Here is a 21,717-nt window from a genome sequence, read left to right on the forward strand (position 1 = left end):
TGCCGGAAATGACCGCAAGAACCTCGATCTGTCCCATTTTGGGAAAGCCGGCTCAAAAAATATTTTTGATTTTTATTGTCGGCCGTTGGGGCGAGGCCCGTCGGTTGTGCGAATGATCGCGGCAGCCATCTCCGCGACGGCCGGCGAGTGGGCCGCGTTCGCAACGATCACCAGTTCCGCCTCTGGCCATGCTTGCGACAATTCCCAGGCTGTTACCAGCGGCGCCTCGAGATCCATCCGCCCCTGGATCATCGTGCAGGGGATACCGGCGAGCCGATGGATGTCGCGCAGGATCTGCCGTTCCTCGAGCCAGCCCAGATGGTGGAAGTAGTGGGTGATGATCCGGGCACGGGCCGTCAGATAGCGAGCATCGGACCACCGAGATGGGAGGGTCTCGCGCGGATCGATCAGGATCGAGGCGCCCTCCCATTCGTGCCAGTCTCTTGCGGCTCTCACGTGGATTGCGGGATCTGGGTTAAGCAGGAGGCGATAATAGGCAGCGACGAGATCACCGTCGCGATCCTCTTCATGCACGGCAGCGCGAAAGCGTGCCCATTGCTCCGGAAAGAACCGGCCAAGACCTTGATAGAGCCAATCGATTTCTGATTGTCTCGTCATGGTAATGCCGACGAGGAGCAAGCTTTCCACCCGTTGCGCATGGGTTTCGGCATAGACGAGCGCAAGCGTGCAGCCCCAGGAATTGCCGAAGACGATCCAGCTTTCAACGCCGAGACGCAACCGCAATTGCTCGATATCGGCAATCGTATGCCATGTGGTGTTGGCCGAGAGATCGATCGCCGGTTCCGACGCATGCGGAAGGCTGCCGCCGCAGCCGCGCTGGTCGAACTGAATGATTCGATAGTAATGCGGGTCAAAATAACGCCGCGTTCCGGCCGAACTTCCTGAACCCGGACCGCCGTGCAGGATAAGGACAGGCCTGCCTGGCCGGTTGCCTGATTGCGTCCAATGAATCCGCTGGCCGTCACCGACCTCAAGCAGGCCTTCGTCAAAAGGAATTGTATCCGGGTAAAGCATTCGCCGTCACGCGTTGAGAAGAAGACAGGCATCGCTGTTTCGCGACGCCGCGTGACAGGAGGATGACAATATCAGAGAAATTCGCGCAAGGTCTCGCGCGACTGCAGCGAAAGGAATTCGATCGCCACGCCTTCCATGAAATGGCGGACGACGCGGCCACGCATATTGCCGAGGCGCACCGGCGTCCCGATCGTAGGGCGTATTTCGACATCGACCGCGGCACCCGAGAGCGAGAGGTCCATGATGCGGCAGACATATTGCGTACCGTCGTCGAGCGTAAGCTCGCAGCGGGTGTTGCGCGGCGTCAGGCGATCATGGCGGCGATCTTCCGGCAGGCCGAGTTCGTGCTTGTTGGCAAGCCAGGTCAATTGGGCGGCAAGCTTTTCGCGTTTCCGTTCGGTCGCATTGATCGACATGGTGAAACCGCGGCCATCGACGGCAACGACATTGCCTTCAACGCGGCCAAGGTGATCGATATAGGCGACAACGCGCTCGTCGGCGCGCGGACGTCCCAGGCAGGTGACATGAAGGTCGCCCGGCGACATCTCGGTGACCAGGCACTCGAACTCCTCATAATTAGCCAGCATCAGGCGACCCTGCATATTGATCGGAACCCGTTGAAAGGTCCGCTGATCATTGCGAACAGCATTGCCTGGCATTTGGTTGGGCCGCGTCGCATGGGCCGGCTGGAATGAGTGCATGAAGCGTCTTGAACCCTATTGCGTCTCTTCCAACTATTAGCCGCAACTCCTTAAAGTAAGGTTGTCTTTCCCAAGGCATGGCTTAGAGATGATCGTCGATTTTGTTCCGAGCTGGGTCAATTCCAGCTCTCTCGCGCCCATTTTTTGCTTGAATTAACTTTCGGCGCATCCATTCGCCCAGGCTGGTGCTTCGCTGATGCGGCAGAAGATCTGTCGGATCGGGATGCGGCGGCGCATTCACGAGCCGGACGGGGCGGTCGCGAAGCAGGCGGCTGCGGTCCAGCGCCAGAAATTCCAGGCGCTCATTGCCGAGCCATGTCGTGTAAACGGTGGGCGTGAGGCAGCCGAGCAGTCTGTCGCAAGTGTCGCTCGATGTTCGAATTGGCAGCAATATCAGCTCGAAGGTCATGCTGCGGCCACTGATGCAATATCCCGTTGCATGGATCGATGCGGGAACCACGTGCCTCATCACGCCGGCGGCGATGTGCACCGGATCGTCCTGCTGGCTGCCAGCCCAGAGCGCCGCGAAATTCTCGCCGCGAATCTCGCGCCCCATGAGGTTGCAGATCGCCGTACCGGCCAGACGGAAGCGGGGATTGTCGTCGGCCGTGTTTTCCAGGATGAACAGCTCGGGAAGAATATGTCCGATCGCCGATGGCTGTATCAAATTGCGCAAGGGGGCATCAGCGTTGCCGCGTATATGCTCCCAATAGGTAAATATATCGATGCTCGTCTTCTGGCGCATAATGCGTCCGTGTCCCATTTCATTTCAAATACAAAGGCATTCATTGCCCTCGACTCCACCGTTGCGAATTCCATGCCAGAACCGGGCCATTAGGGTTAACAAGGGGTTTCGCTTGCTCCGCCCGATGGTCGGTGTAAGGCTTTGTTCATCACTTCACCAAGTGACCTTCAGCACGAATTTCCCGGGCGCCGGATGGACCAGCGTGGTCCAAGCCGGAGAGGAGCATCCCGGCGCGCCGCCCCATACTGCGGGCGGCTTTTTTTTTGATTTTTGCTGCGGTATGTGTCGAAGACCTCTATTGATAAGCCGAGCAAGACATGGACGATGAACAGCTGCCGCGCCCAGAGCCGGAAAATCCGCGGCCGCAGCAGCATGTGCCCGCCTTCAATCTGCCTCCCGCGATTCTGGCGAGTCTTGCTGTTCTGATCGTCATCTTCGCGGTCATGAACCTGCCCTCGTGGTCGGACGATACGTTGAACTGGATTTATTTCACCTTCAGCTTCATCCCGGCCCGTTATGCCTTCCCCTTGTCGCAGCAGGGGCTGGAATGGCTTTGGACGCCGGTCACCTATTCGCTACTGCATGGCGGGATCGAGCATATCGTCTTCAACAGTCTCTGGCTGATGGTCTTTGCCGCGCCCGTGGCGCGACGCATCGGCGCGCTGCGCTATGTGATTTTCTGGATTTTTTCGTCCGCCGCTTCCGCCTTCCTGCATGCAGCGCTTTATTGGGGAGACCAGACGCTTTTGATCGGTGCATCCGGAGTCGTCTCGGCGCTGATGGGGGCAGCTTGCCGCTTTGCGTTTCCGGCCATGGACGGTCGCAGAGTTTCCATGCGGCAGGCGCATCTCAATCCGCGACTCAGCATCTTGGAGTCGCTTCGAAGCCGTACCGTCGTCGCCTATATCGTCATGTGGGTCGCCGGTAATGCACTCGTCGCCTTCGGCATCAATCTTGCGGGCGACAGCTCGCAGCCGGTGGCCTGGGATGCTCATATTGGCGGATTCCTGTTCGGATTCCTGCTTTTTGCACCCTTCGACCGGCAGCCGCCCGTGGAAGCTCAGGAAGCTTTACCACTCGATGAATGAGCTGTTGCTTTCTGACTGACACAGGCGCACCATTGCTATCCGTCGATCGTTGGATGAGGAGATCGACCGACCGACGGGCGAGGCGCCGGTTTGAGCTCCGGGGGTAATTTCGGAACATATCGGACGCTTCAGGTGTTCATCATGCTTTCGAGATGGGAGGATCGAATGTCAGTTTCCGTAAAGGCCATACTTGAAGCCAAGGGCCGCGACGTCGTGACGACGGGCGGTAATACGACCGTTGCCGAGGCCGCGAAGATTCTCAATGAGAATCGCATCGGCGCCATCGTGGTCGTCGGACCGGGCGGCAAGATTTCCGGTATCTTCACCGAACGGGATGTGGTCAATGCCGTTGCCAAGCAGGGGCAGGAATGCCTCGACAAGCCGATCGCATCGATGATGACGGCCAAGGTGCATCGCTGCAAGGAAGATACGACGACCGACGAATTGATGGAACTGATGACGATGCGCCGCTTCCGTCACGTTCCCGTTGAGGAGAAAGGCAAGCTTTCCGGCATCATCTCCATAGGCGACGTCGTCAAATGGCGCATCCGTGAGATCGAACTCGAGGCCGAGCAGATCAAGGCCTATATCGCCGGGTAAGAAGCGGTTCGGCGTGACCGAAGCAATCGGCGCGGTGGATCGCCTGCGGTAAGCAACGGCCTGAATTCCCAGCAAAGCGCCGATTGCGTTTTTCAAGGCTTAACGCGCGTAGGCTTCTTGCATGCGCCGGATCTCGGTCAATCTTGCCGATGCTTCCTCATAGCCGCGTTCTATTGCTTCGCCAGCACGATGAAATTCCGAAAGGCCGATATCGCTGAGGCGCGGATGCAACGCCAGATCGGGCGGATCGCCGGCAAGGCGCGCACGCGCAATTCTGTCCTGTATTATGTTGAAAGCCTGCACCATGACACCCGTCATGCCAAGTTTCATGGCGGGCGCATCCTCGCGGCGCAGCAGATCGCCGTTGGGCGAGCCGACATTGTGCTTGACCACCGCGGACCGGCCATAGAGATCGTAGTGAAGGTTTACCGCAACCACCAACGTCTGTTCATAAGTTCGGCAGACCGAAACCGGCACCGGATTGACCAGGGCGCCATCGACCAGCGTACGGCCGTTGGAGCGTACCGGCTCGAAGATGCCGGGCAGGGCATATGATGCCCTGAGCGCAGTGATGAGAGAGCCGTTGGCAATCCAGACTTCATGGCCTGTGTTCAACTCCGACGCGACGGCCACGAAGGGGCGGTCGAGATCTTCGATGGATAATCCTTCCAGATGTTCCTGCATGCGCTTGGTGAGCCGCATGCCGCCGAACAATCCGCTTCCGCCGATGGTGAGGTCGAGCAGGCTGGCGATGCGCCGCATGGTCAGCGAACGCGCGAAGGCCTCGAGCTCGTCAAGCTTACCTGCAAGATAGCAGCCACCAACGAGGGCGCCGATCGACGTACCGGCAATCATGCCGACTGCAATGCCGGCTTCGTCGAGTGCGCGCAAAACACCGATATGCGCCCAGCCACGCGCAGCACCACCGCCAAGCGCCAAGGCAATCTTTACTTTTTTTGGAGGGGCGGGAGGGAGAAGCGGGGTAGACGTATCCTGCGTAAGGCCTGAACCGGTCGAGCTCTGTCCGCCGATGTGACGATTCAACCCCCAATTCAGCATTTTTACGCCTCCTCCGAGGCTCCGTGTGCCTCGGCTAAAATACTGTCCCTTTTTCGTTTCCAAATCGTATACTGGTTGTGGCTTGTTGAAACACCATCACCGATAGGTCTACTGCTTGTAGACTTCTTCCGGATTGAAATGCAGGTGATCGTCGACCACGCTCAGCACCGGCTTCCCATCTTCGAGCTCAACTGTTCGGTAGAAGCAGGAACGGCGGCCAGTATGGCACGTCGCATCATGTCCGGCGACCTCCACTTTCAGCCAGATTGCATCCTGATCGCAATCCGTTCGGATTTCCTTCACCGTCTGAAGGTTTCCGGAGGTTTCACCTTTTTTCCAGATCTTACCGCGCGAGCGGCTGAAATAATGCGCCGTGCCGGTCTTGATCGTCAGCGCGAGCGCCTCGGCATTCATGTGCGCGACCATCAGCAATTCACCATCATGTACATCCGTCACGATCGCGGTGATCAGGCCGCGATCGTCGAAACGGGGCGTGAAATCGCCTGCATCCTCCAACTCGGCTTTATCTTCGGAAGGAGCATTGAAAATCAGGTTCATTTCCGGCTCTTTCGTTGAAGCCCGGTCAGCGACCCCGGACCAAGGACATGAAACGAGCCTGCTCGGCCGGATCGGCCTTGAAGGCACCCGTGAAGGTCATCGTCAGCGTCGAGGAACCCTGCTTCTTTATGCCGCGCATGGACATGCACATATGTTCGGCGTCGATCATCACGGCGACGCCGCGCGGACGCAGGGACTCGTCGATCGCATTGGCGATCTGGGCCGTCATGGCTTCCTGCGTCTGCAGTCGGCGCGCAAAAATATCGACGACACGGGCGATTTTCGACAGGCCGAGGACACGACCGCTCGGCAGATAGGCGACGTGCGCCTTGCCGATGATCGGCACCATATGATGTTCGCAATGCGAATAGAACGGGACGTCCCGCTCAAGAACGATATCGTCGTAGCCCGAGACTTCTTCAAAAGTGCGGCCGAGCACATCCTCGGGATTCAGCTCGTAGCCGCCGAACAGCTCGCGATAGGCCTTGGCAACGCGCGCAGGCGTATCGAGCAGGCCTTCGCGACGCGGATCATCGCCGGCCCAGCGAAGGAGAACGCGGATTGCGTCTTCAGCTTCCTGCTGCGACGGGCGTTCGGAATCAGTGACTTGCGGAAAGTTCTTTACAATGGCGTCCATTACCTGTGGTTCTCCTGATCCGCTGTGCGGATATCATCTTGTCGGACTCGCCACTGGCATTCCCCGAGGTACGGAGATTTTGTACCTTTGGCGGGCTCCGGGGCGTTCTGGCTGGCGGACAAGCCTGCCGTCCTGCACGGTTTCCCATCAAACTTACAGAAGACCATTGCATTTCGATGGTCTTCGAACGACATACATATAGTATGGCATTGTCCCTGTGAAAGTGTCCTAAACGGACACGCTGTGTTTTTTGTTACGAAACACGAACAGGTGCATCGGAGCAAAATCTGTGATGGACGACATCTACAACAGCAAAATCCTAGAGTTTGCCGGCAATATCGGCCGCATCGGCAGTCTTCCTGACGCCGATGCCAGTGCCCAGGCCCATTCCAGACTGTGCGGTTCTCGCGTAAAAATCTGGCTGAAAATGGACGGCGATGTGGTGACCGATTTTGCCCATGACGTCAAGGCCTGTGCGCTCGGCCAGGCGTCATCTTCGATCATGGCGCGCCATGTGGTCGGCGCTACTGCAGACGAAGTACGCAAGGCCCGCGAGGATATGCTCGCCATGCTCAAGGCCGACGGCGAGGGGCCTGAGGGGCGTTTCGAAGACATGCGCTATCTAAAGCCGGTCAGGGATTACAAGGCCCGTCACGCTTCGACCATGCTGACATTCGATGCCGTTGTGGACGCGATCGGGCAGATCGAGGCGGCGCGTCAAGGCGGAAATGCCAAAACGGCTGAAGCCGTCTGAGCGGGCGCTGACCATGTGCCAATTCTGTCTCATGCAGGACGACGATGAAGACGAGGGCGGTGCTGCACCCTCCAAGCGCGCGCGGCGCGATGCATCACTAGGCGGCGACATGGCGATGAAGTCGCGCAATTATGCCGGACCTTTCCGCAAAACACCGGACCGGCTCCTCGGCATGGGCCTCATTCGCCTTTATCAACTGACGCTTTCCGGCTTCATCGGCAACTCCTGCCGCCACATCCCGACCTGCTCGGAATATGGCTATGAGGCAGTAGCGCGCCATGGGCTTTGGGCTGGCGGCTGGATGACGTTGTTTCGCGTCGCCCGCTGCGGACCGGGTGGGACGAGCGGGCTCGATCCGGTGCCCGGCGAGCTGGAGCGCCGCTATCATTGGTGGACGCCCTGGCGCTATTTCCGCCTTGGGCAAAAGGCTGCCTGACCGTTGGCAGTTTATGTCGCGCTGCTCTACAGCATAGTCCTTGGCCCAGGCCGCAGAGTTATCATGTCCGATCTCAAGGCCATGGCGGAGAGTTTGGGCTTTCGCAATGCCCGAACGCTTGTTGCGACTGGCAATCTTGTTTTCGAAGCTGAGCCGCAATCAATCGCATCGGTCGAGGCACAGCTTGAGACAGGTTTTGCTACGGCTTTCGGCAAGCATGTCGATATCATCGTCCGCGATGCCGATACATGGCTGAGGCTCGCCGACGGCAATCCCTTTCTCGACGGGATCGGCAGCGAGGTCATCGTACGGGTGATGCGGCAGCCACTCGAACCCGAAATTCTCGATGTGCTTGCGAAATACCGGCAGGACGAGCGCATGGCCGTTGTCGATGGCGATTTATGGATCGATTTCGGCCTCAAGGCCAGCGAGACGAAAATGCTACCGGCTTTGACAACAAAACGGCTCGGCATCGGAACGATGCGAAACTGGAACACCGTGCGTGGTTTAGCCGAGATGATCGGCAGCTAACGCGGCTTTTCCTTTACTAGAATGCGAAATACAGCTATCAGGCGCGCGGACTTAAGTTACGCATTTACTTGGTCCCTATCTTTCGAAACCACCCGCATTCGTTGGCGGGACTGGACAAGGAGAATATCGATGTCCCAATCCGTTTCCCTGACATTTCCCGATGATTCCGTGCGCAGCTTCGCTGCCGGCACGACCGGGCGCGATGTTGCCGAATCCATTTCCAAGTCGCTGGCCAAGAAGGCTGTCGCAATCGCTATAGACGGCACCGTGCGCGACCTTTCCGATCCGGTGACCGACGGCAGGATCGAGATCATTACCCGCTCGGACGACCGCGCGCTGGAACTGATCCGCCATGACACTGCTCACGTTCTCGCCGAAGCCGTTCAGGAGCTCTGGCCGGGAACGCAGGTGACGATCGGTCCGGTCATCGAAAACGGCTTCTACTACGACTTCGCCAAGAACGAGCCCTTCACACCCGATGACCTCCCGGTCATCGAGAAGCGGATGCGCGAGATCATCCAGCGCAACAAGCCGTTCACCAAGGAAATATGGTCGCGCGAGAAGGCGAGGGAAGTCTTTGCCGCCAAGGGCGAGCGCTACAAGGTGGAACTGGTCGATGCCATCCCCGAAGGTCAGGATCTGAAGATCTATTACCAGGGTGATTGGTTCGATCTCTGCCGAGGTCCGCACATGGCCTCGACCGGCCAGATCGGCAATGCCTTCAAGCTGATGAAGGTTGCCGGCGCCTATTGGCGTGGCGACAGCAACAATCCGATGCTGACCCGCATCTATGGCACGGCGTTTGCCGAGCAGACGGATCTTGACAACTATCTGCACATTCTTGCCGAAGCCGAAAAGCGCGACCATCGCCGTCTCGGCCGCGAAATGGACCTGTTCCATTTCCAGGAAGAAGGCCCTGGCGTCGTCTTCTGGCACGGCAAGGGCTGGCGCATGTTCCAGACGCTCGTGTCCTATATGCGCCGGCGACTGCAGGGCGATTATCAGGAAGTCAACGCGCCGCAGGTGCTCGACAAGTCGCTTTGGGAGACCTCGGGTCACTGGGGCTGGTACCGTGACAACATGTTCAAGGTCACCGTTGCCGGCGACGATACAGATGACGATCGCGTCTTTGCGTTGAAGCCGATGAACTGCCCCGGCCACATCCAGATCTTCAAGCATGGCTTGAAGTCTTATCGCGAACTGCCGATCCGCCTTGCGGAATTCGGGGCCGTGCATCGCTACGAGCCTTCGGGCGCGCTCCATGGTTTGATGCGCGTGCGCGGCTTCACGCAGGACGATGCACACATCTTCTGCACCGACGAGCAGATGGCGGCTGAGTGCCTGAAGATCAACGATCTTATCCTGTCGGTCTATGAGGACTTCGGCTTCAAGGAGATCGTCGTCAAGCTTTCGACTCGCCCCGACAAGCGCGTCGGTTCGGACGAGCTCTGGGATCGCGCCGAAAGCGTGATGATGGACGTGCTGAAGACGATCGAGGCGCAGTCCGAAGGCCGCATCAAGACCGGCATTCTGCCGGGCGAGGGCGCTTTCTACGGCCCGAAGTTCGAATATACGCTCAAGGATGCCATCGGCCGTGAATGGCAATGCGGCACGACGCAGGTCGACTTCAACCTGCCGGAGCGTTTCGGTGCCTTTTACATCGACCAGCACTCCGAAAAGACGCAGCCGGTCATGATCCATCGTGCCATCTGCGGCTCGATGGAGCGCTTCCTGGGCATCTTGATCGAGAACTTTGCCGGCCATATGCCGCTGTGGGTTTCGCCGCTGCAGGTCGTCGTGGCGACGATTACCTCGGAAGCCGATGCCTACGGCGAAGAAGTAGCGGAAGCGTTGCGCGACGCCGGCCTCGATGTCGAGACCGACTTCCGCAACGAGAAGATCAACTACAAGATCCGCGAGCATTCGGTGACGAAGGTTCCGGTCATCATCGTCTGCGGCAAGAAGGAAGCCGAGGAACGTTCGGTCAACATCCGCCGCCTCGGCAGCCAATCGCAGACCTCGATGTCACTGGACGAAGCGATCGCGTCGCTTGCTCTCGAAGCAACGCCGCCGGACATTCTGCGCAAGCGCGAAGCACGGCGCGTCAAGGCGGCTTGACGCTTCTGTATCTGGCGGCACCTTCAGGGTGCCGTCAGAGAACTGACATACGACTTTCATATAATTGATGAATCAACGCGTTGCTGTGGCTGCAGCATGTGACGCAACTGAGACCATAGGAGCGGGGCAGCCCCGTCGCGCACTTGGAATTCAAAGAATTATCCTACGCCAACGAACGGGACACGCGGATCAAGCGCTGGTTCATCCGCTCCATCGAAGGCCTTTCCGGCCGAGATCGTTACGCCCGGCTCTACGATATCTGGCGCACGGATATCGTCGGCAAGAGCGAGCGGGTTTTCGGCAAGATGCTTGATCTCATCAATGTGCGCCTGCTCATCAAAGGCGAGTGGCCGCCGAACCAGATCCCCGAGGCGCCGATCGTCATCGTCGCCAATCACCCCTACGGCATCGGCGACGGCATTGCGGTGCTGGCGCTTGCCGAGCAACTGGGGCGGCCCTTCAAGGTTCTGATCAATAACGAATTGCTGAAGGTGCCTGAGATGCACGACTATTCGCTGCCGGTCTCCTTCGAGGAGACCAAGGAAGCGATGGCGATCAATATGAAGACCCGGCATGAGGCTGTTCGCCTCTTAAAGGAAGGCACAACGATCATCGTCTTTCCGGCCGGTGGCGTTGCAACCGCCAAGAAGGGTTTCGGCCGGGCGGAGGATCTGCCTTGGAAGATATTCCCGGCAAAACTCATCCAGGCCGCGCGTGCGAGCGTCATTCCCATCTATTTCGAAGGACAGAACGGCCGGCTGTTCCATCTGGCGAGCCGCATCTCGATGACCCTGCGGATCTCGCTGCTGATCCGTGAATTCCGGCGTCTCTCCGGCAGCACCATAACAGCGCATATCGGTGCTCCCAGGAGCTGGGAGGCCCTCAGCGAGGGCAGTGACCGCAAGGACCTGCTGACGAAGCTCTATGGAGCGGTCTTCTCCATGGCACCCCCTAGAAAGATGCTGCGGCGTAAGGCCGGGTGAGCGGAAAGGGTTCGAGCTTCTCATCACCGAACGGTGACTGCACTGATAGCGCCAGCCGGCGATCAAACCCGGGGCTCCGCTGTCAATCCATGCTATCGCCGTCGTCGCCACCAGCGGAAGGCGCCAATTGTTCATAAGTGGGCAGCGGTTGCTGGTTGGTCGTGGCCGGCGGCGTCTGGCTCTGGCGCATCGGCGGCATCTGGATCGGCAGCTGCCGGGCCGACTGTTCGGTATCGGCATCCTGCGGCTGCTGCTGCTTCATCAGCACTTCCACATCCGTATTCATCCCGGCGGCGACCGTGAAATCGCGCTGATAGATCTTGTCCTTGTTGCGGGCAACAGCCGTATAGCGGCCTTCCGCAAGGACCATGGTCGGGAACGCACTGACGCTTTCCCCGACGATATCGCCCGCAGATGTGAGGATCGACCAAGCCGTATCGGCGATCGCCTCGCCGCCGGCATCCGAGACCAGCTTGAACGTGAGCTTTGCCGCTCTGTGCTGGATGGTTGCCTCCGTCACCTTGCCGGCTTCCACCTGGATATCGGCACGGATGACGGCATTGACCTCGCCATATTCGGAGACGACGTGATAGGTGCCGGCACTGAGGCCGACCAGCGTGTTCGGCTTGACGTCGTCCATGACGAGGCCGCGTTCGCCGTCTTCCTTGGTCTCGCTCGAATAGATCGAGAAACTCAGCTCGTTCGGAGGGATACGGACATCGGGGCCGGATACGGCATTCAAGACCATGCCGCCGGCGTCGAGAACCATCGTCTGCTTCTGGGTCTCGCCGCTTTCAGGCACGCTCAGCCGCTTGGTGACACCGGCGCGGCCGAAAGAGACATTGACGAAGTAATCGCCCGGCAAAAGGTGAAAGGAAGCCGAGCCTCCCCGCGAGCTGGCAACCAGCGGCAGTTTGCCGTCTGCTCCCGCTATCGGGCTGAAGACGTACCAGGCAAGGCCCTGCTGCTGCGGGCTGCTCTGGGGCGTGAGTTTGGCTTCGAGGGAAACGTCGCGCAATGCGCGCGCAGGCGAATTCTCGCCATTCGGGGCCACGAAAGCATTGAGCTTCGGCATCTTGACGCTGCCGTCGAGCTGCTTGAATTCCTTGAAGGCATCCTGTGCCGAGGCGGCGGTACTCATGCTCGCAAGCATTGCGAAAGCCGCGCTCAATCGGCGAGCGGATGAAATGCCTGACATGGATACCAACCGATTGACTTCCGATAAAACACACGCCACTTCAAAACCAATGCGGTGGCAAATTCAAGACCTCATCATACCACAAGCCAAAATGAAGGCAGTTCCTCAATGAAAACCGATATCAAGCTGGTCGACTATCTCGCGGTGCGCCGATCCATCCCTGCGTTCCAGATGTCGGAGCCGGGACCGGACAAGGCTGAGATCGAGGAGATTCTCCGGTTGGCCTCGCGTGTGCCGGACCACGGCAAGCTCGCACCGTGGCGCTTCATCGTCTATCGCGGCGAGGAACGCGCTCGCATCGGTGAAGAGCTGCTGAAGCTTGCGCTGGAAGCTAAGCCTGACCTATCGGAGGAAATGATCCAGGTGGAGCGCACCCGCTTCACTCGTGCCCCGGTGGTCATCGCCGTCGTCAGCAAGGCGGCGCCGCATTTCAAGATCCCGGAATGGGAACAGCTGATGTCGGCGGGCGCGCTTTGCATGAACCTGCTGATTTCAGCCAATGCTCATGGTTGGGTCTCCAATTGGCTGACCGAATGGTTCGCCTTCGACGAGCGCGCCTATCCGTTGCTCGGCGTCCAGCCTGGCGAAAAGGTCGCCGGCTTCATCCATATCGGCTCGACAAGCTTTCCTCCGGTCGAACGCCCACGCCCGGAACTTGCCGAAACGGTAACATGGGTCGGCGGCGAGGACGCGTGATGTTCTATACGACGGATACCAATCGTCATGGGCTGGCGCATGATCCGTTCAAGGCGATCGTGGCGCCGCGGCCGATCGGCTGGATCGGCAGCAAGGGCAGGGATGGTTCGCTGAATTTGTCGCCTTATTCCTTTTTCAACGCCGTCAGCGACCGGCCGAAGCTGGTGATGTTCTCCTCTGCCGGCAGAAAGGACAGCGTGCGCAATGTCGAGGAAACCGGCGTCTTTACGGCCAACCTCGTCAGTCGCCATATCGTTGAGAAGATGAACCATTCTTCCGTTGCCGTTCCCTATGGCGTCAATGAATTCGAACTTGCCGGACTGACCGCAAAACCTGGCGAGCTGATCGATGCGCCCTATGTTGCCGAAGCCTTTGCCGTGCTTGAATGCCGGGTAACTGAAATCCTGCAGCCCAAGGGTCTCAATGGCGAGGTATCGGAAAATATCATGGTCATCGGCCAGGTCGTCGGTATCCATATCGACGAGACGATCATTCGCGACGGCAGGCTGGACATGGCGCTGGCGCGTCCCATCGCCCGCATGGGCTACATGGATTATAGCGAGGGCAGTGACGTCTTCGAGATGATCAGGCCAAAGGCGCCCTGATGGGTGCCACTCGTGCTGGTAGGCGAAAGGTTAATAAGCAAGGTAAACGTCCCGTAAACCTTTGCCCGATAACGTGAAGCATATGAATTTGCGGGGCAAGAATCGCCTCGTTGATATCGGGGCGTTACGTGATCATAGAAGCATTCCTTCGCTGGGCTGAGACCGCCAAGGCAGAAAGCAGGACCCGAGCGGCCAATGCGCTCGGCAGGGCCTATCTGCAGTCGGAGATGCCGAAGGACGAGCGCGCGGCTGCCGAGATGGCAATGACCTATCTGCTCGACGACCCGTCTCCCCGCGTGCGGCTGGCGCTTGCTGAGGCGGTCGCGCATTCGGCCACCGCCCCGCGGAACGTCATCCTGTCTTTAGCCGAGGATCAGCCTGAAATCGCCGGGCAGATCATCCTATTTTCGCCCGTGTTCACCGATGCCGACCTCGTCGATCTCGCATTGCGGGGTAGCGATGTGACGCGGGTGTTGATCGCGTCTCGCGGCGAGGTGCCACGTGCGGTCTGCGCTGCACTTGCCGAGATCGGCGGCGAGGCTGAAATTCTGTGTCTGCTCGAGAACGATGGTGCCTTGCTTTCGCAGGCCTCGCTCAAACGCATCGCCGAGCGAATGGGTGACTGCGCCGACATACGCGGACTGCTTCTTTCACGAGACATCTTGTCCTCAGATATCAGGCACCTGCTGATGCGCCAGGTCAGCAACGCGCTTTTGGAATCGCCCCTCGTCCAGAGTTTTATCGACAGATCCAGACTACAGCAGGTAACGCGTGAAGCGACCGAATCCGCAACCGTCACGATTGCGGGAACGGCACAGCACGAGCAATTGCCCGATTTGGTCGAGCATCTCAGGCAGGGCGGCTGGCTGACGCCGGCGTTCCTGATGCATGCGCTATGTTCCGGCAAGGTCGATTTCTTTGCCTGCGCGATCACCAATCTTTCCGGATGCGATGAACGGCGCGTGCGCTCGATCGTTTCCAGGGGGCGCGCCCATGCCCTGCGGGCGCTTTACGAAAGCGCCGGACTGCCTCGGGATATCAGCACGATCTTCGTCGAAGCGACGATGATATGGCGCGAATCCTCCCGCAAGAACGGCAGTGCGATGCTGGAAGATGTGTCTTCGCGATTGATGCGCAAGTTCCGCCTTGCGGAGCAAGCCCCCGCCGCGGCAACGCAGTTGCTCGACATGGTCGAGAAGCTTGCCAATGCCGAGAAACGGCAGACTGCGCGGAGCTTTGCCGCACTGGCGACGCTCGCCGCCGCGTGATATCCAGCGGACATTCTATCTCTCAGAGGTTCATCTTGTCACTGACGATTGCTATCGAATCCCCGCGTCAGGAGGGGGTTATCCGCCTTCTCGACATGTCGAGCGCCTATGCGGAATCGCTCTATCCGGTGGAGAGTAACCACATGCTCGATCTCTCTTCCCTGGAGAAGGCCGAGGTGACCTTCTGGGTTGCCAGGGTAGAGGGCGCGATCGTCGGATGTTGCGCCTTGGTGGAAGCCGGCGACGGTACAGCGGAGATCAAGCGCATGTTCGTCGATCCGATCGCCAGAGGCCGCAGTGTCGCGCGCAAGCTAATGGAGACGCTCGAAGCGGCAGCGCTCGAAAAAGGCCTTTCCGCGGTGCGGCTTGAAACCGGCATATATCAGCCGGAAGCGATCGGCCTATACCGGAAATTCGGATATCTCGAAATTCCCGCATTCGGCAGCTATCAGCCCGACCCGCTCAGCCTGTTCATGGAAAAACGGCTGGAACAAACCAGCTGAGCAATCAGCCTTCGGCAGCGTCCCGAACATGCAGCTGCAGTTCGGGTTCCTGCGCATGCTGTTCCTCGGTCAATTCAGCCTCACGAATCCATTCGCGCCAGATGGCAACGATAATGGCCATTAGGACCGGGCCGATGAACAGCCCGAGGAAACCCATGGTCTTCACCCCGCCCACCAGACCGAAGAAGGTGGGGAGGAACGGCAGCTTGATCGGACCGCCGACAAGCTTGGGACGGAGCGTTTTATCGACAATGAAAAGCTCGATCGTGCCCCAGAGAAAGAGGGCGATACCCGCCCAAAGCGAGCCGCTGGCGACGAGATAGATCGACACAAGCGACATGGAAAGCGGTGCACCGCCCGGCACGAGAGCCATCACGCCCGTCAGTACGCCGAGCGTGATTGCGGACGGAGCGCCGGCGATCCAGTAGGCCACGCCGAGGACGATGCCTTCGCCGATGGCGATTAGCGTCATGCCCATGACGGTCGAACTGATCGTCGCGGGTACGACCCGCGAAATCCGTTCCCAACGATTGGGAAGAATACGTTCGCCGAGCAGATCGACCTGACGAACGAAGGTCGAGCCGTCGCGATAGATGAAGAACAATGCAATCAGCATGAAGAGCAAGGTCAAGACGACGTGGAAGGCGCCACCGCCTGCTGCGAGCACTGCCCTGTAGATATTGCCGATATGGGCGCCGCTGACGAGCTGCGCCAGCTCACCGAGCGAGCCCGGGCTGCCGACATATTGCGTCCATTGCTCGCCGAGCCACGCACCGACGACCGGCAAAGCCAGAATCCATTGCGGTGGCGGCGCACCGTCACGGTTTACATGGATTGCCCAGCCGAACCAGTCGCGTACTTCTCCAGCCATATAGAGGGCGGAAAGAACGATCGGGAGAACCAGAAAGGTCACGATGAATGCAATAGCGATGGTGGCGGCAACTGTCGTATTCCCGCCCGTTCGCCGCACGATATCACTGTAAAGCGGCCAAGTGGCAAAGCCGATCACCGCGGCGGCCAGAACCGGAACGAGAAAGCCATAGAAGAAATAAATGCCGGCAATGGCAATCAGAATCAGCAGCCAGCGCGCTGCGGAAATGGATGGGATCAAAGGCATGCGCGCATGCGCACTCGGTCCCAGCCACCGATGCTCCCTCGGCTTATGACGTTCAAATACACCCACCGGTCTTACTTCGCCCCTCTTTACTAGATCATCCGGTTATGGGGTATGATCTAGGCCGTTTCAAGAGCAACGGCTTTAAGCTTCTTATTCAGCCGTCATGACAATAGCACGACCGTCCTGCGCGCCGTAATTAAGTTATCGAGAGGCGAAGAAGCATCTTGAACGCAGAAGACTGAGTTTTTGTGTCGAATTTGAAACTTTTATCAGCGAGGAGGATCAACAAATCCGTTTCGGCGGTTGGTCTGCTGTCAGATATCCAGATCCTCGGCAAAGGCAGCGCGCTCCTGAATGAAGCGGAAACGGGCGTCGGCCTTGGTGCCCATCAGATTGTCGACGGCGTCGCGGGTGCCTTCGAAATCCACTTCATCGATCTCGACGCGCAGCAGCGTGCGCTTAGCCGGATCCATCGTGGTCTCCTTGAGCTGGGCCGGCAGCATTTCGCCCAGACCTTTGAAGCGGCTGATCTCAACCTTGCCTTTGCCCTTGAATTCCGTGGCCATCAGCTCCTGCCGGTGGGCGTCGTCGCGGGCATAGATGGATTTCGAGCCCTGGGTGATCTTGTAGAGCGGCGGGACGGCCAGAAAGAGGTGGCCCTGACGGATCAGCTCCGGCATCTCCTGATAGAAGAAGGTGATCAGCAGCGAAGCGATGTGGGCGCCGTCGACGTCGGCATCGGTCATCACGACGATGCGCTGATAGCGAAGGTCTTCCTCACGGTATTTCGTGCGTGTGCCGCAACCGAGCGCCTGCACGAGGTCGGTAATCTGCTGATTGGCAGAAAGCTTCTCCCGGCCGGCGCTGGCGACGTTCAGAATCTTGCCGCGTAGCGGCAGGATTGCCTGGTTGGTGCGGTTTCGTGCCTGCTTGGCCGAGCCGCCTGCCGAATCGCCCTCCACGAGGAAAAGTTCGGCACCTTCCGCTGCGCTCTGCGAGCAATCCGCCAGCTTGCCCGGAAGGCGCAGCTTGCGCACGGCCGTCTTGCGGTTGACTTCCTTTTCCTTGCGCCGCCGCAGGCGCTCCTCGGAGCGCTCGATCACCCATTCCAGCAGCTTTTCAGCTTCGGCCGGATTGTCGGCAAGATAGTGATCGAAAGGGTCGCGCAGTGCGTTTTCGACGATGCGCTGGGCTTCGACCGTCGCGAGCTTGTCCTTCGTCTGGCCGACGAATTCCGGCTCGCGGATGAAGATCGACAGCATGCCGACGCCGGAAATCATCACGTCATCCGTCGTGATATTGGCCGCACGCTTGTTTTGGGTGAGATCGGCGTAGCTCTTCAGGCCCTTGGTCAAGGCAATGCGGAGGCCTGCCTCATGGGTGCCGCCTTCAGGAGTCGGAATCGTATTACAATAGGAATGGATCTGCGGGTCGCCGCCATACCATGTGATCGCCCATTCGAGCGAGCCGTGGCCGCTTTCCTTTTCCGACTTGCCGGCAAAGATCTCGCGGGTGACAGTGAACTCGTTGCCCATCGTCGCCTTAAGATAATCCTTAAGGCCGCCCGGGAAATGGAAGACCGCCTTTTCCGGAACATCGGCGCCTTCCGGCGCCAGCTCGGGATCGCAGCCCCAGCGGATTTCGACGCCGCCGAACAGATAGGCCTTGGAACGGGCCATGCGGAAAACGCGGGCCGGATCGAAGCGGGCGTGATCGCCGAAGATCTGCGGATCGGGATGGAAGCGGACGCGCGTGCCGCGGCGATTATGCACGTCACCCAGTTCTTCCAAACCGCCAATCGGCAGGCCGCGCGAGAAGCGCTGGCGATAGAGCTTGCGGTTGCGGGCGACTTCGACTTCCAGATCATCCGACAGCGCATTGACGACGGACACGCCGACGCCATGCAGACCGCCCGAGGTCTCATAGGCCTTGCCGTCGAATTTGCCGCCGGCATGCAGCTTGGTCATGATGACTTCGAGCGTCGACTTGCCAGGCACCTGCGGATGGTTTTCCACGGGAATGCCGCGCCCGTTATCCGTGACGGTCAGATAACCTTCCCGATCGAGATAGACCTCAATGAAATTGGCGTGGCCGGCCACCGCCTCGTCCATGGAATTGTCGATGACTTCGGCGAAGAGGTGGTGCAGCGCCTTCTCGTCCGTGCCGCCGATATACATGCCGGGACGCATGCGGACGGGCTCGAGCCCCTCGAGAACTCGGATGGAGCTTGCGCCATATTCCTCTGACGACGAAGTCGTCGGAGCCGGGCGCTGTGCGGGCGCGGCGGCTGACTTTTCCGGCTTTGCGGCCGACTTTTCCGCTGCTTCCGGTTTCGGCGAGCGGGGGAGGCCGGAGAAGAGATCGTTGCTGTTATCCATAGAACTTCGAGCTGCTAGATTTGTCCTGGAGGGGCCAAACCCCTTTAATATCGCATTTGTCGCCGCTATTCGCGAATCATCGTGATTCTGCCAGAAACGGCGCACAAGAGCGATGGCGCCCCGTGACGGGGAAGATTCATGAATGAGATTTGCGTTGCCGAGTGACGAATGGCAACCCCGATGGCTGATTTGAGGAAGTATCCGCATGCGAATGTCCACAGCTCATTTGCCTATCCTGCCCGCAATCTCGGCCATTTTGCTTCTGGCGACGGGGCAGACCGCCTCTGCAGATATGTTGAAGCCGTTCAAGGATGAGCTGTTTTCCAATCAGACGGTCATCGAAAGCCACGACAACGGCGCGTTCCAGACGATCGATTACCAGGAAATGCGAGATATCAATGGCCGCGACCAGATTCCGGAAAAGCGCGTCAAGCCGGCCTATGTCGATACCGGCGTGCGCTGGAAAGCCCAGGAAGACGAAACGCTTGAGATCAGCGGCCGCAAGGTCGATGTCACCCGCATAGGTCCCGCATCGCAACAGGCATTTACCGTGATCTTCATCCATGGCCGCGGCGGCGACCGCCGGCTCGGCTCCAACGACTATACGTTCGGCGGCAATTTCAACCGGCTGAAGAACCTCGCCTATCGCAACGGCGGCACCTATTACGCCCCGAGCGTCAAGGGCTTCGACAGCAACGGGGTTGCGGATATCGCCGCGCTGATCCGCTACTCTTATGAACAGTCGGGCGGCAAGCCCGTCATCCTGACCTGCGCCTCCATGGGCAGCTTCATCTGCTGGGGCATTACCCGCGATGCCGAGAGCGTCAAGCGCATGAAGGGCATGGCGATCCTGAGCGGCGTCACCGATCCTGATTTTACCAAGAGCGCCTTTTACAAGGCAAAGCTGCCGCTCTGGTTCACGCATGGCAGCAAGGATCCGGTCTATGCGGCTGCGGACCAGCAGGCCTTGTTTGAAAAACTTTACGAGACGCATTATCCGACACGCTTCACGCTTTTCGAGACCGGCAATCATGGAACGCCGGTGCGCATGACCGATTGGCGCAAAGTGCTCAACTGGATCGTTGATCCGCAAGCGTCATAAACGCTCGCGCAATCCGACTTATTTTCCGGATAAGCATTTTTCAAACGATTTGAGCTGGTTTCGGCCGCATTCGATAACTTTCTTTTCCCTTTCCTTTTTGTTAGTCCGAAGCTGGATCAAGGGGGAGAATATCGGAATGACGAAGACCATACGGCCGCTTCTGGCCGGAAACTGGAAGATGAACGGCACACGCGCGAGCCTGGATCAGATCAAGGCGATCGCGGACGGCGTCAAGGCGCCGCTGTCGGAGAAGATCGATACGCTGCTCTGCCCCCCAGCCACCTTGCTCTATGTCGCGACCGCACTTTGCGACGACAGTCCGCTCGCCATCGGCGCCCAGGATTGTCACCAGCAGGTCAGCGGCGCCCATACCGGCGATATTTCAGCCGAGATGATCGCCGACTGCTTCGGCACTCACGTCATCGTCGGCCATTCAGAACGCCGCAGGAATCACGCGGAAAGCGACATGCTGGTGCGCGCCAAGGCGCAGGCAGCGCATGATTCCGGGCTGATCGCCATCATCTGCATCGGCGAAACGGCTTACGAGCGCAATAGTGGCCAAACGCTCGAGGTGCTGAAGCGGGAGCTCGTGGGCTCCATTCCGGATGGCTCCACGGCACAGACGACCGTGATCGCTTACGAGCCAGTCTGGGCGATCGGCACCGGCGTGGTTCCAACCCAGGAAAACGTCGAGGAGGCACATGCCTTCATCCGCGCCGAACTCATCGAGCGCTTCGGCAAGGAGGGGGCGAATATGCGAATCCTCTATGGCGGATCGGTCAGCGGCGCCAATGCGCGCGACCTTCTGGATGTTCCGCATGTCAACGGTGTGCTTGTCGGCGGACAGAGCTTGAAAGCGGTCGACTTCCTCGCCATTTATGCCGCATTCGAACGGCAGTTCGCCTGAAGCAACCACTTGCCCGGAATTCCAGCCTTAAAAGGGCTTGGAATAGGCGAGAGCCTCATGTAAAGAGCCGCGAGCTTTTATTTTTGATGCCCGCACCGGGCAGGACTGGATCTATGCAAACCGTACTGCTTGTCATCTATCTCATGGTTGTCGTCGCCCTTATCGGCGTGGTGCTGATTCAGCGCTCCGAAGGTGGCGGCCTTGGCATCGGGGGCGGCTCGGGCTTCATGTCTGCGCGCGGTACGGCCAATGCGCTGACGCGCACAACGGCCATTCTGGCAACGCTGTTCTTCGCGCTTGCCCTCGGCATGAACGTGCTGTCCCGCTTCGAGGCTCGCCCGACCGACATTCTCAACCGCATTCCGAGCACGGCGGGTCAGGGCAACGGCATTCTCGATTCGCTTGGCGGCCAGAAGGGTGCTGCTCCGGCAAACACCCAGCCGAAGCCCGCCGATAATAGCGGTGTTCCGAACAGCGGTGCCGTCGCTCCGCAGTCGCAGGCAACACCGCCTGCCACGACGAATCAGGCAGCTCCTGCCCAGCAGGCTCCGGCCGCGACCGGTCAACAGACCGCGCCGGCGACGACCACTCCCGCGCCAGCCGACAACGGCGGCGTCCCGACCGGTAAGTAATTCCGGTCGTCGAAGATCATCCCCGGCAGGTCCTCGGATCTGCCGGTTTTGTTTTGTCCATATTCC

At 59.2% G+C, this 21,717-nt stretch carries 23 protein-coding genes; 14 read left to right on the forward strand and 9 right to left on the reverse strand.

Going from position 1 to position 21,717, the window contains the following annotated elements:
- Nucleotides 1-72 precede the first annotated feature (72 nt).
- The 3 genes from pip to AC13RC_RS28640 all read right to left on the reverse strand — a co-directional run bounded on the left by pip (nt 73) and on the right by AC13RC_RS28640 (nt 2,481).
- Nucleotides 73-1,035, reverse strand: coding sequence for a prolyl aminopeptidase (pip, locus tag AC13RC_RS28630; protein WP_488559288.1), 963 nt, complete (start codon nt 1,033-1,035; stop codon nt 73-75).
- Between the two features lie 71 nt (nt 1,036-1,106).
- Nucleotides 1,107-1,736, reverse strand: a complete 630-nt coding sequence (locus AC13RC_RS28635) for a PilZ domain-containing protein (RefSeq protein WP_488559289.1) — start codon at nt 1,734-1,736, stop codon at nt 1,107-1,109.
- 82 nt (nt 1,737-1,818) lie between these two features.
- Nucleotides 1,819-2,481, reverse strand: coding sequence for a PAS domain-containing protein (locus tag AC13RC_RS28640; RefSeq protein ID WP_488559290.1), 663 nt, complete (start codon nt 2,479-2,481; stop codon nt 1,819-1,821).
- 317 nt (nt 2,482-2,798) lie between these two features.
- Here AC13RC_RS28640 and AC13RC_RS28645 point away from each other — a divergent pair, with 317 nt between their 5' ends.
- On the forward strand, nt 2,799-3,569 hold the full coding sequence (locus AC13RC_RS28645; protein WP_488559291.1) for a rhomboid family intramembrane serine protease: 771 nt from the start codon (nt 2,799-2,801) through the stop codon (nt 3,567-3,569).
- Nucleotides 3,570-3,734: 165 nt separating this feature from the next.
- Entirely contained in the window at nt 3,735-4,169 is a 435-nt protein-coding gene (locus tag AC13RC_RS28650) for a CBS domain-containing protein (protein ID WP_015339966.1), read from the forward strand.
- A gap of 99 nt (nt 4,170-4,268) precedes the next feature.
- On the opposite strand, the gene AC13RC_RS28655 is transcribed toward AC13RC_RS28650, so the two are convergent.
- From AC13RC_RS28655 to folE, 3 genes are all read right to left on the reverse strand, one after another.
- Entirely contained in the window at nt 4,269-5,228 is a 960-nt protein-coding gene (locus AC13RC_RS28655; protein ID WP_069612235.1) for a patatin-like phospholipase family protein, read from the reverse strand.
- Nucleotides 5,229-5,336: 108 nt separating this feature from the next.
- Nucleotides 5,337-5,786 (reverse strand): phosphoribosyl-AMP cyclohydrolase, encoded by a 450-nt coding sequence (gene hisI / locus AC13RC_RS28660; protein WP_488559292.1) that lies wholly within the window; start codon nt 5,784-5,786, stop codon nt 5,337-5,339.
- A 25-nt stretch (nt 5,787-5,811) separates the two neighbouring features.
- Nucleotides 5,812-6,423, reverse strand: coding sequence for a GTP cyclohydrolase I FolE (folE, locus tag AC13RC_RS28665; protein ID WP_075856928.1), 612 nt, complete (start codon nt 6,421-6,423; stop codon nt 5,812-5,814).
- A gap of 292 nt (nt 6,424-6,715) precedes the next feature.
- Between folE and AC13RC_RS28670 the strand changes: the two genes are divergently transcribed.
- The 5 genes from AC13RC_RS28670 (at nt 6,716) to AC13RC_RS28690 (ending at nt 11,245) form a co-directional block, all read left to right on the forward strand.
- Nucleotides 6,716-7,177, forward strand: coding sequence for an iron-sulfur cluster assembly scaffold protein (locus AC13RC_RS28670; RefSeq protein WP_173002446.1), 462 nt, complete (start codon nt 6,716-6,718; stop codon nt 7,175-7,177).
- 13 nt (nt 7,178-7,190) lie between these two features.
- Complete coding sequence (yidD, locus tag AC13RC_RS28675) at nt 7,191-7,613, forward strand: membrane protein insertion efficiency factor YidD (RefSeq protein WP_488559293.1); 423 nt, start codon at nt 7,191-7,193, stop codon at nt 7,611-7,613.
- A gap of 3 nt (nt 7,614-7,616) precedes the next feature.
- The gene (locus AC13RC_RS28680; RefSeq protein ID WP_488559294.1) at nt 7,617-8,144 is read left to right on the forward strand and encodes a DUF1697 domain-containing protein; all 528 of its coding nucleotides are present in this window, start codon (nt 7,617-7,619) and stop codon (nt 8,142-8,144) included.
- Nucleotides 8,145-8,273: 129 nt separating this feature from the next.
- Entirely contained in the window at nt 8,274-10,262 is a 1,989-nt protein-coding gene (gene thrS, locus AC13RC_RS28685) for a threonine--tRNA ligase (RefSeq protein ID WP_488559295.1), read from the forward strand.
- A 143-nt stretch (nt 10,263-10,405) separates the two neighbouring features.
- Nucleotides 10,406-11,245 (forward strand): lysophospholipid acyltransferase family protein, encoded by an 840-nt coding sequence (locus tag AC13RC_RS28690; protein ID WP_488559296.1) that lies wholly within the window; start codon nt 10,406-10,408, stop codon nt 11,243-11,245.
- Between the two features lie 82 nt (nt 11,246-11,327).
- Here AC13RC_RS28690 and AC13RC_RS28695 read toward each other — a convergent pair whose 3' ends face one another.
- The gene (locus AC13RC_RS28695; protein WP_488559297.1) at nt 11,328-12,443 is read right to left on the reverse strand and encodes a hypothetical protein; all 1,116 of its coding nucleotides are present in this window, start codon (nt 12,441-12,443) and stop codon (nt 11,328-11,330) included.
- Nucleotides 12,444-12,551: 108 nt separating this feature from the next.
- Here AC13RC_RS28695 and AC13RC_RS28700 point away from each other — a divergent pair, with 108 nt between their 5' ends.
- From AC13RC_RS28700 to AC13RC_RS28715, 4 genes are all read left to right on the forward strand, one after another.
- Nucleotides 12,552-13,139, forward strand: coding sequence for a nitroreductase family protein (locus AC13RC_RS28700; protein ID WP_113330656.1), 588 nt, complete (start codon nt 12,552-12,554; stop codon nt 13,137-13,139).
- Nucleotides 13,139-13,744 (forward strand): flavin reductase family protein, encoded by a 606-nt coding sequence (locus AC13RC_RS28705; RefSeq protein ID WP_488559298.1) that lies wholly within the window; start codon nt 13,139-13,141, stop codon nt 13,742-13,744. Before AC13RC_RS28700 ends, AC13RC_RS28705 begins: the two co-directional genes overlap by 1 nt.
- 113 nt (nt 13,745-13,857) lie before the next feature.
- On the forward strand, nt 13,858-15,012 hold the full coding sequence (locus tag AC13RC_RS28710; RefSeq protein WP_488559323.1) for a DUF2336 domain-containing protein: 1,155 nt from the start codon (nt 13,858-13,860) through the stop codon (nt 15,010-15,012).
- A 35-nt stretch (nt 15,013-15,047) separates the two neighbouring features.
- Nucleotides 15,048-15,515 carry a GNAT family N-acetyltransferase gene (locus AC13RC_RS28715; protein ID WP_488559299.1) on the forward strand — a complete coding sequence of 156 codons (468 nt, stop codon included), beginning with the start codon at nt 15,048-15,050 and terminating at the stop codon, nt 15,513-15,515.
- Between the two features lie 4 nt (nt 15,516-15,519).
- On the opposite strand, the gene AC13RC_RS28720 is transcribed toward AC13RC_RS28715, so the two are convergent.
- Entirely contained in the window at nt 15,520-16,698 is a 1,179-nt protein-coding gene (locus tag AC13RC_RS28720; protein ID WP_488559300.1) for an AI-2E family transporter, read from the reverse strand.
- A gap of 248 nt (nt 16,699-16,946) precedes the next feature.
- Nucleotides 16,947-19,010, reverse strand: a complete 2,064-nt coding sequence (gene parE / locus AC13RC_RS28725) for a DNA topoisomerase IV subunit B (RefSeq protein WP_488559301.1) — start codon at nt 19,008-19,010, stop codon at nt 16,947-16,949.
- 205 nt (nt 19,011-19,215) lie between these two features.
- Between parE and AC13RC_RS28730 the strand changes: the two genes are divergently transcribed.
- The 3 genes from AC13RC_RS28730 (at nt 19,216) to secG (ending at nt 21,651) form a co-directional block, all read left to right on the forward strand.
- On the forward strand, nt 19,216-20,112 hold the full coding sequence (locus AC13RC_RS28730; protein ID WP_488559302.1) for an alpha/beta hydrolase: 897 nt from the start codon (nt 19,216-19,218) through the stop codon (nt 20,110-20,112).
- Nucleotides 20,113-20,248: 136 nt separating this feature from the next.
- Complete coding sequence (tpiA, locus tag AC13RC_RS28735; RefSeq protein ID WP_488559303.1) at nt 20,249-21,019, forward strand: triose-phosphate isomerase; 771 nt, start codon at nt 20,249-20,251, stop codon at nt 21,017-21,019.
- A gap of 113 nt (nt 21,020-21,132) precedes the next feature.
- Complete coding sequence (secG, locus tag AC13RC_RS28740) at nt 21,133-21,651, forward strand: preprotein translocase subunit SecG (protein WP_113330663.1); 519 nt, start codon at nt 21,133-21,135, stop codon at nt 21,649-21,651.
- The last annotated feature ends 66 nt before the right edge of the window (nt 21,652-21,717 follow it).

It is taken from the genome of Martinezella sp. CNPSo 3890, assembly GCF_057784455.1.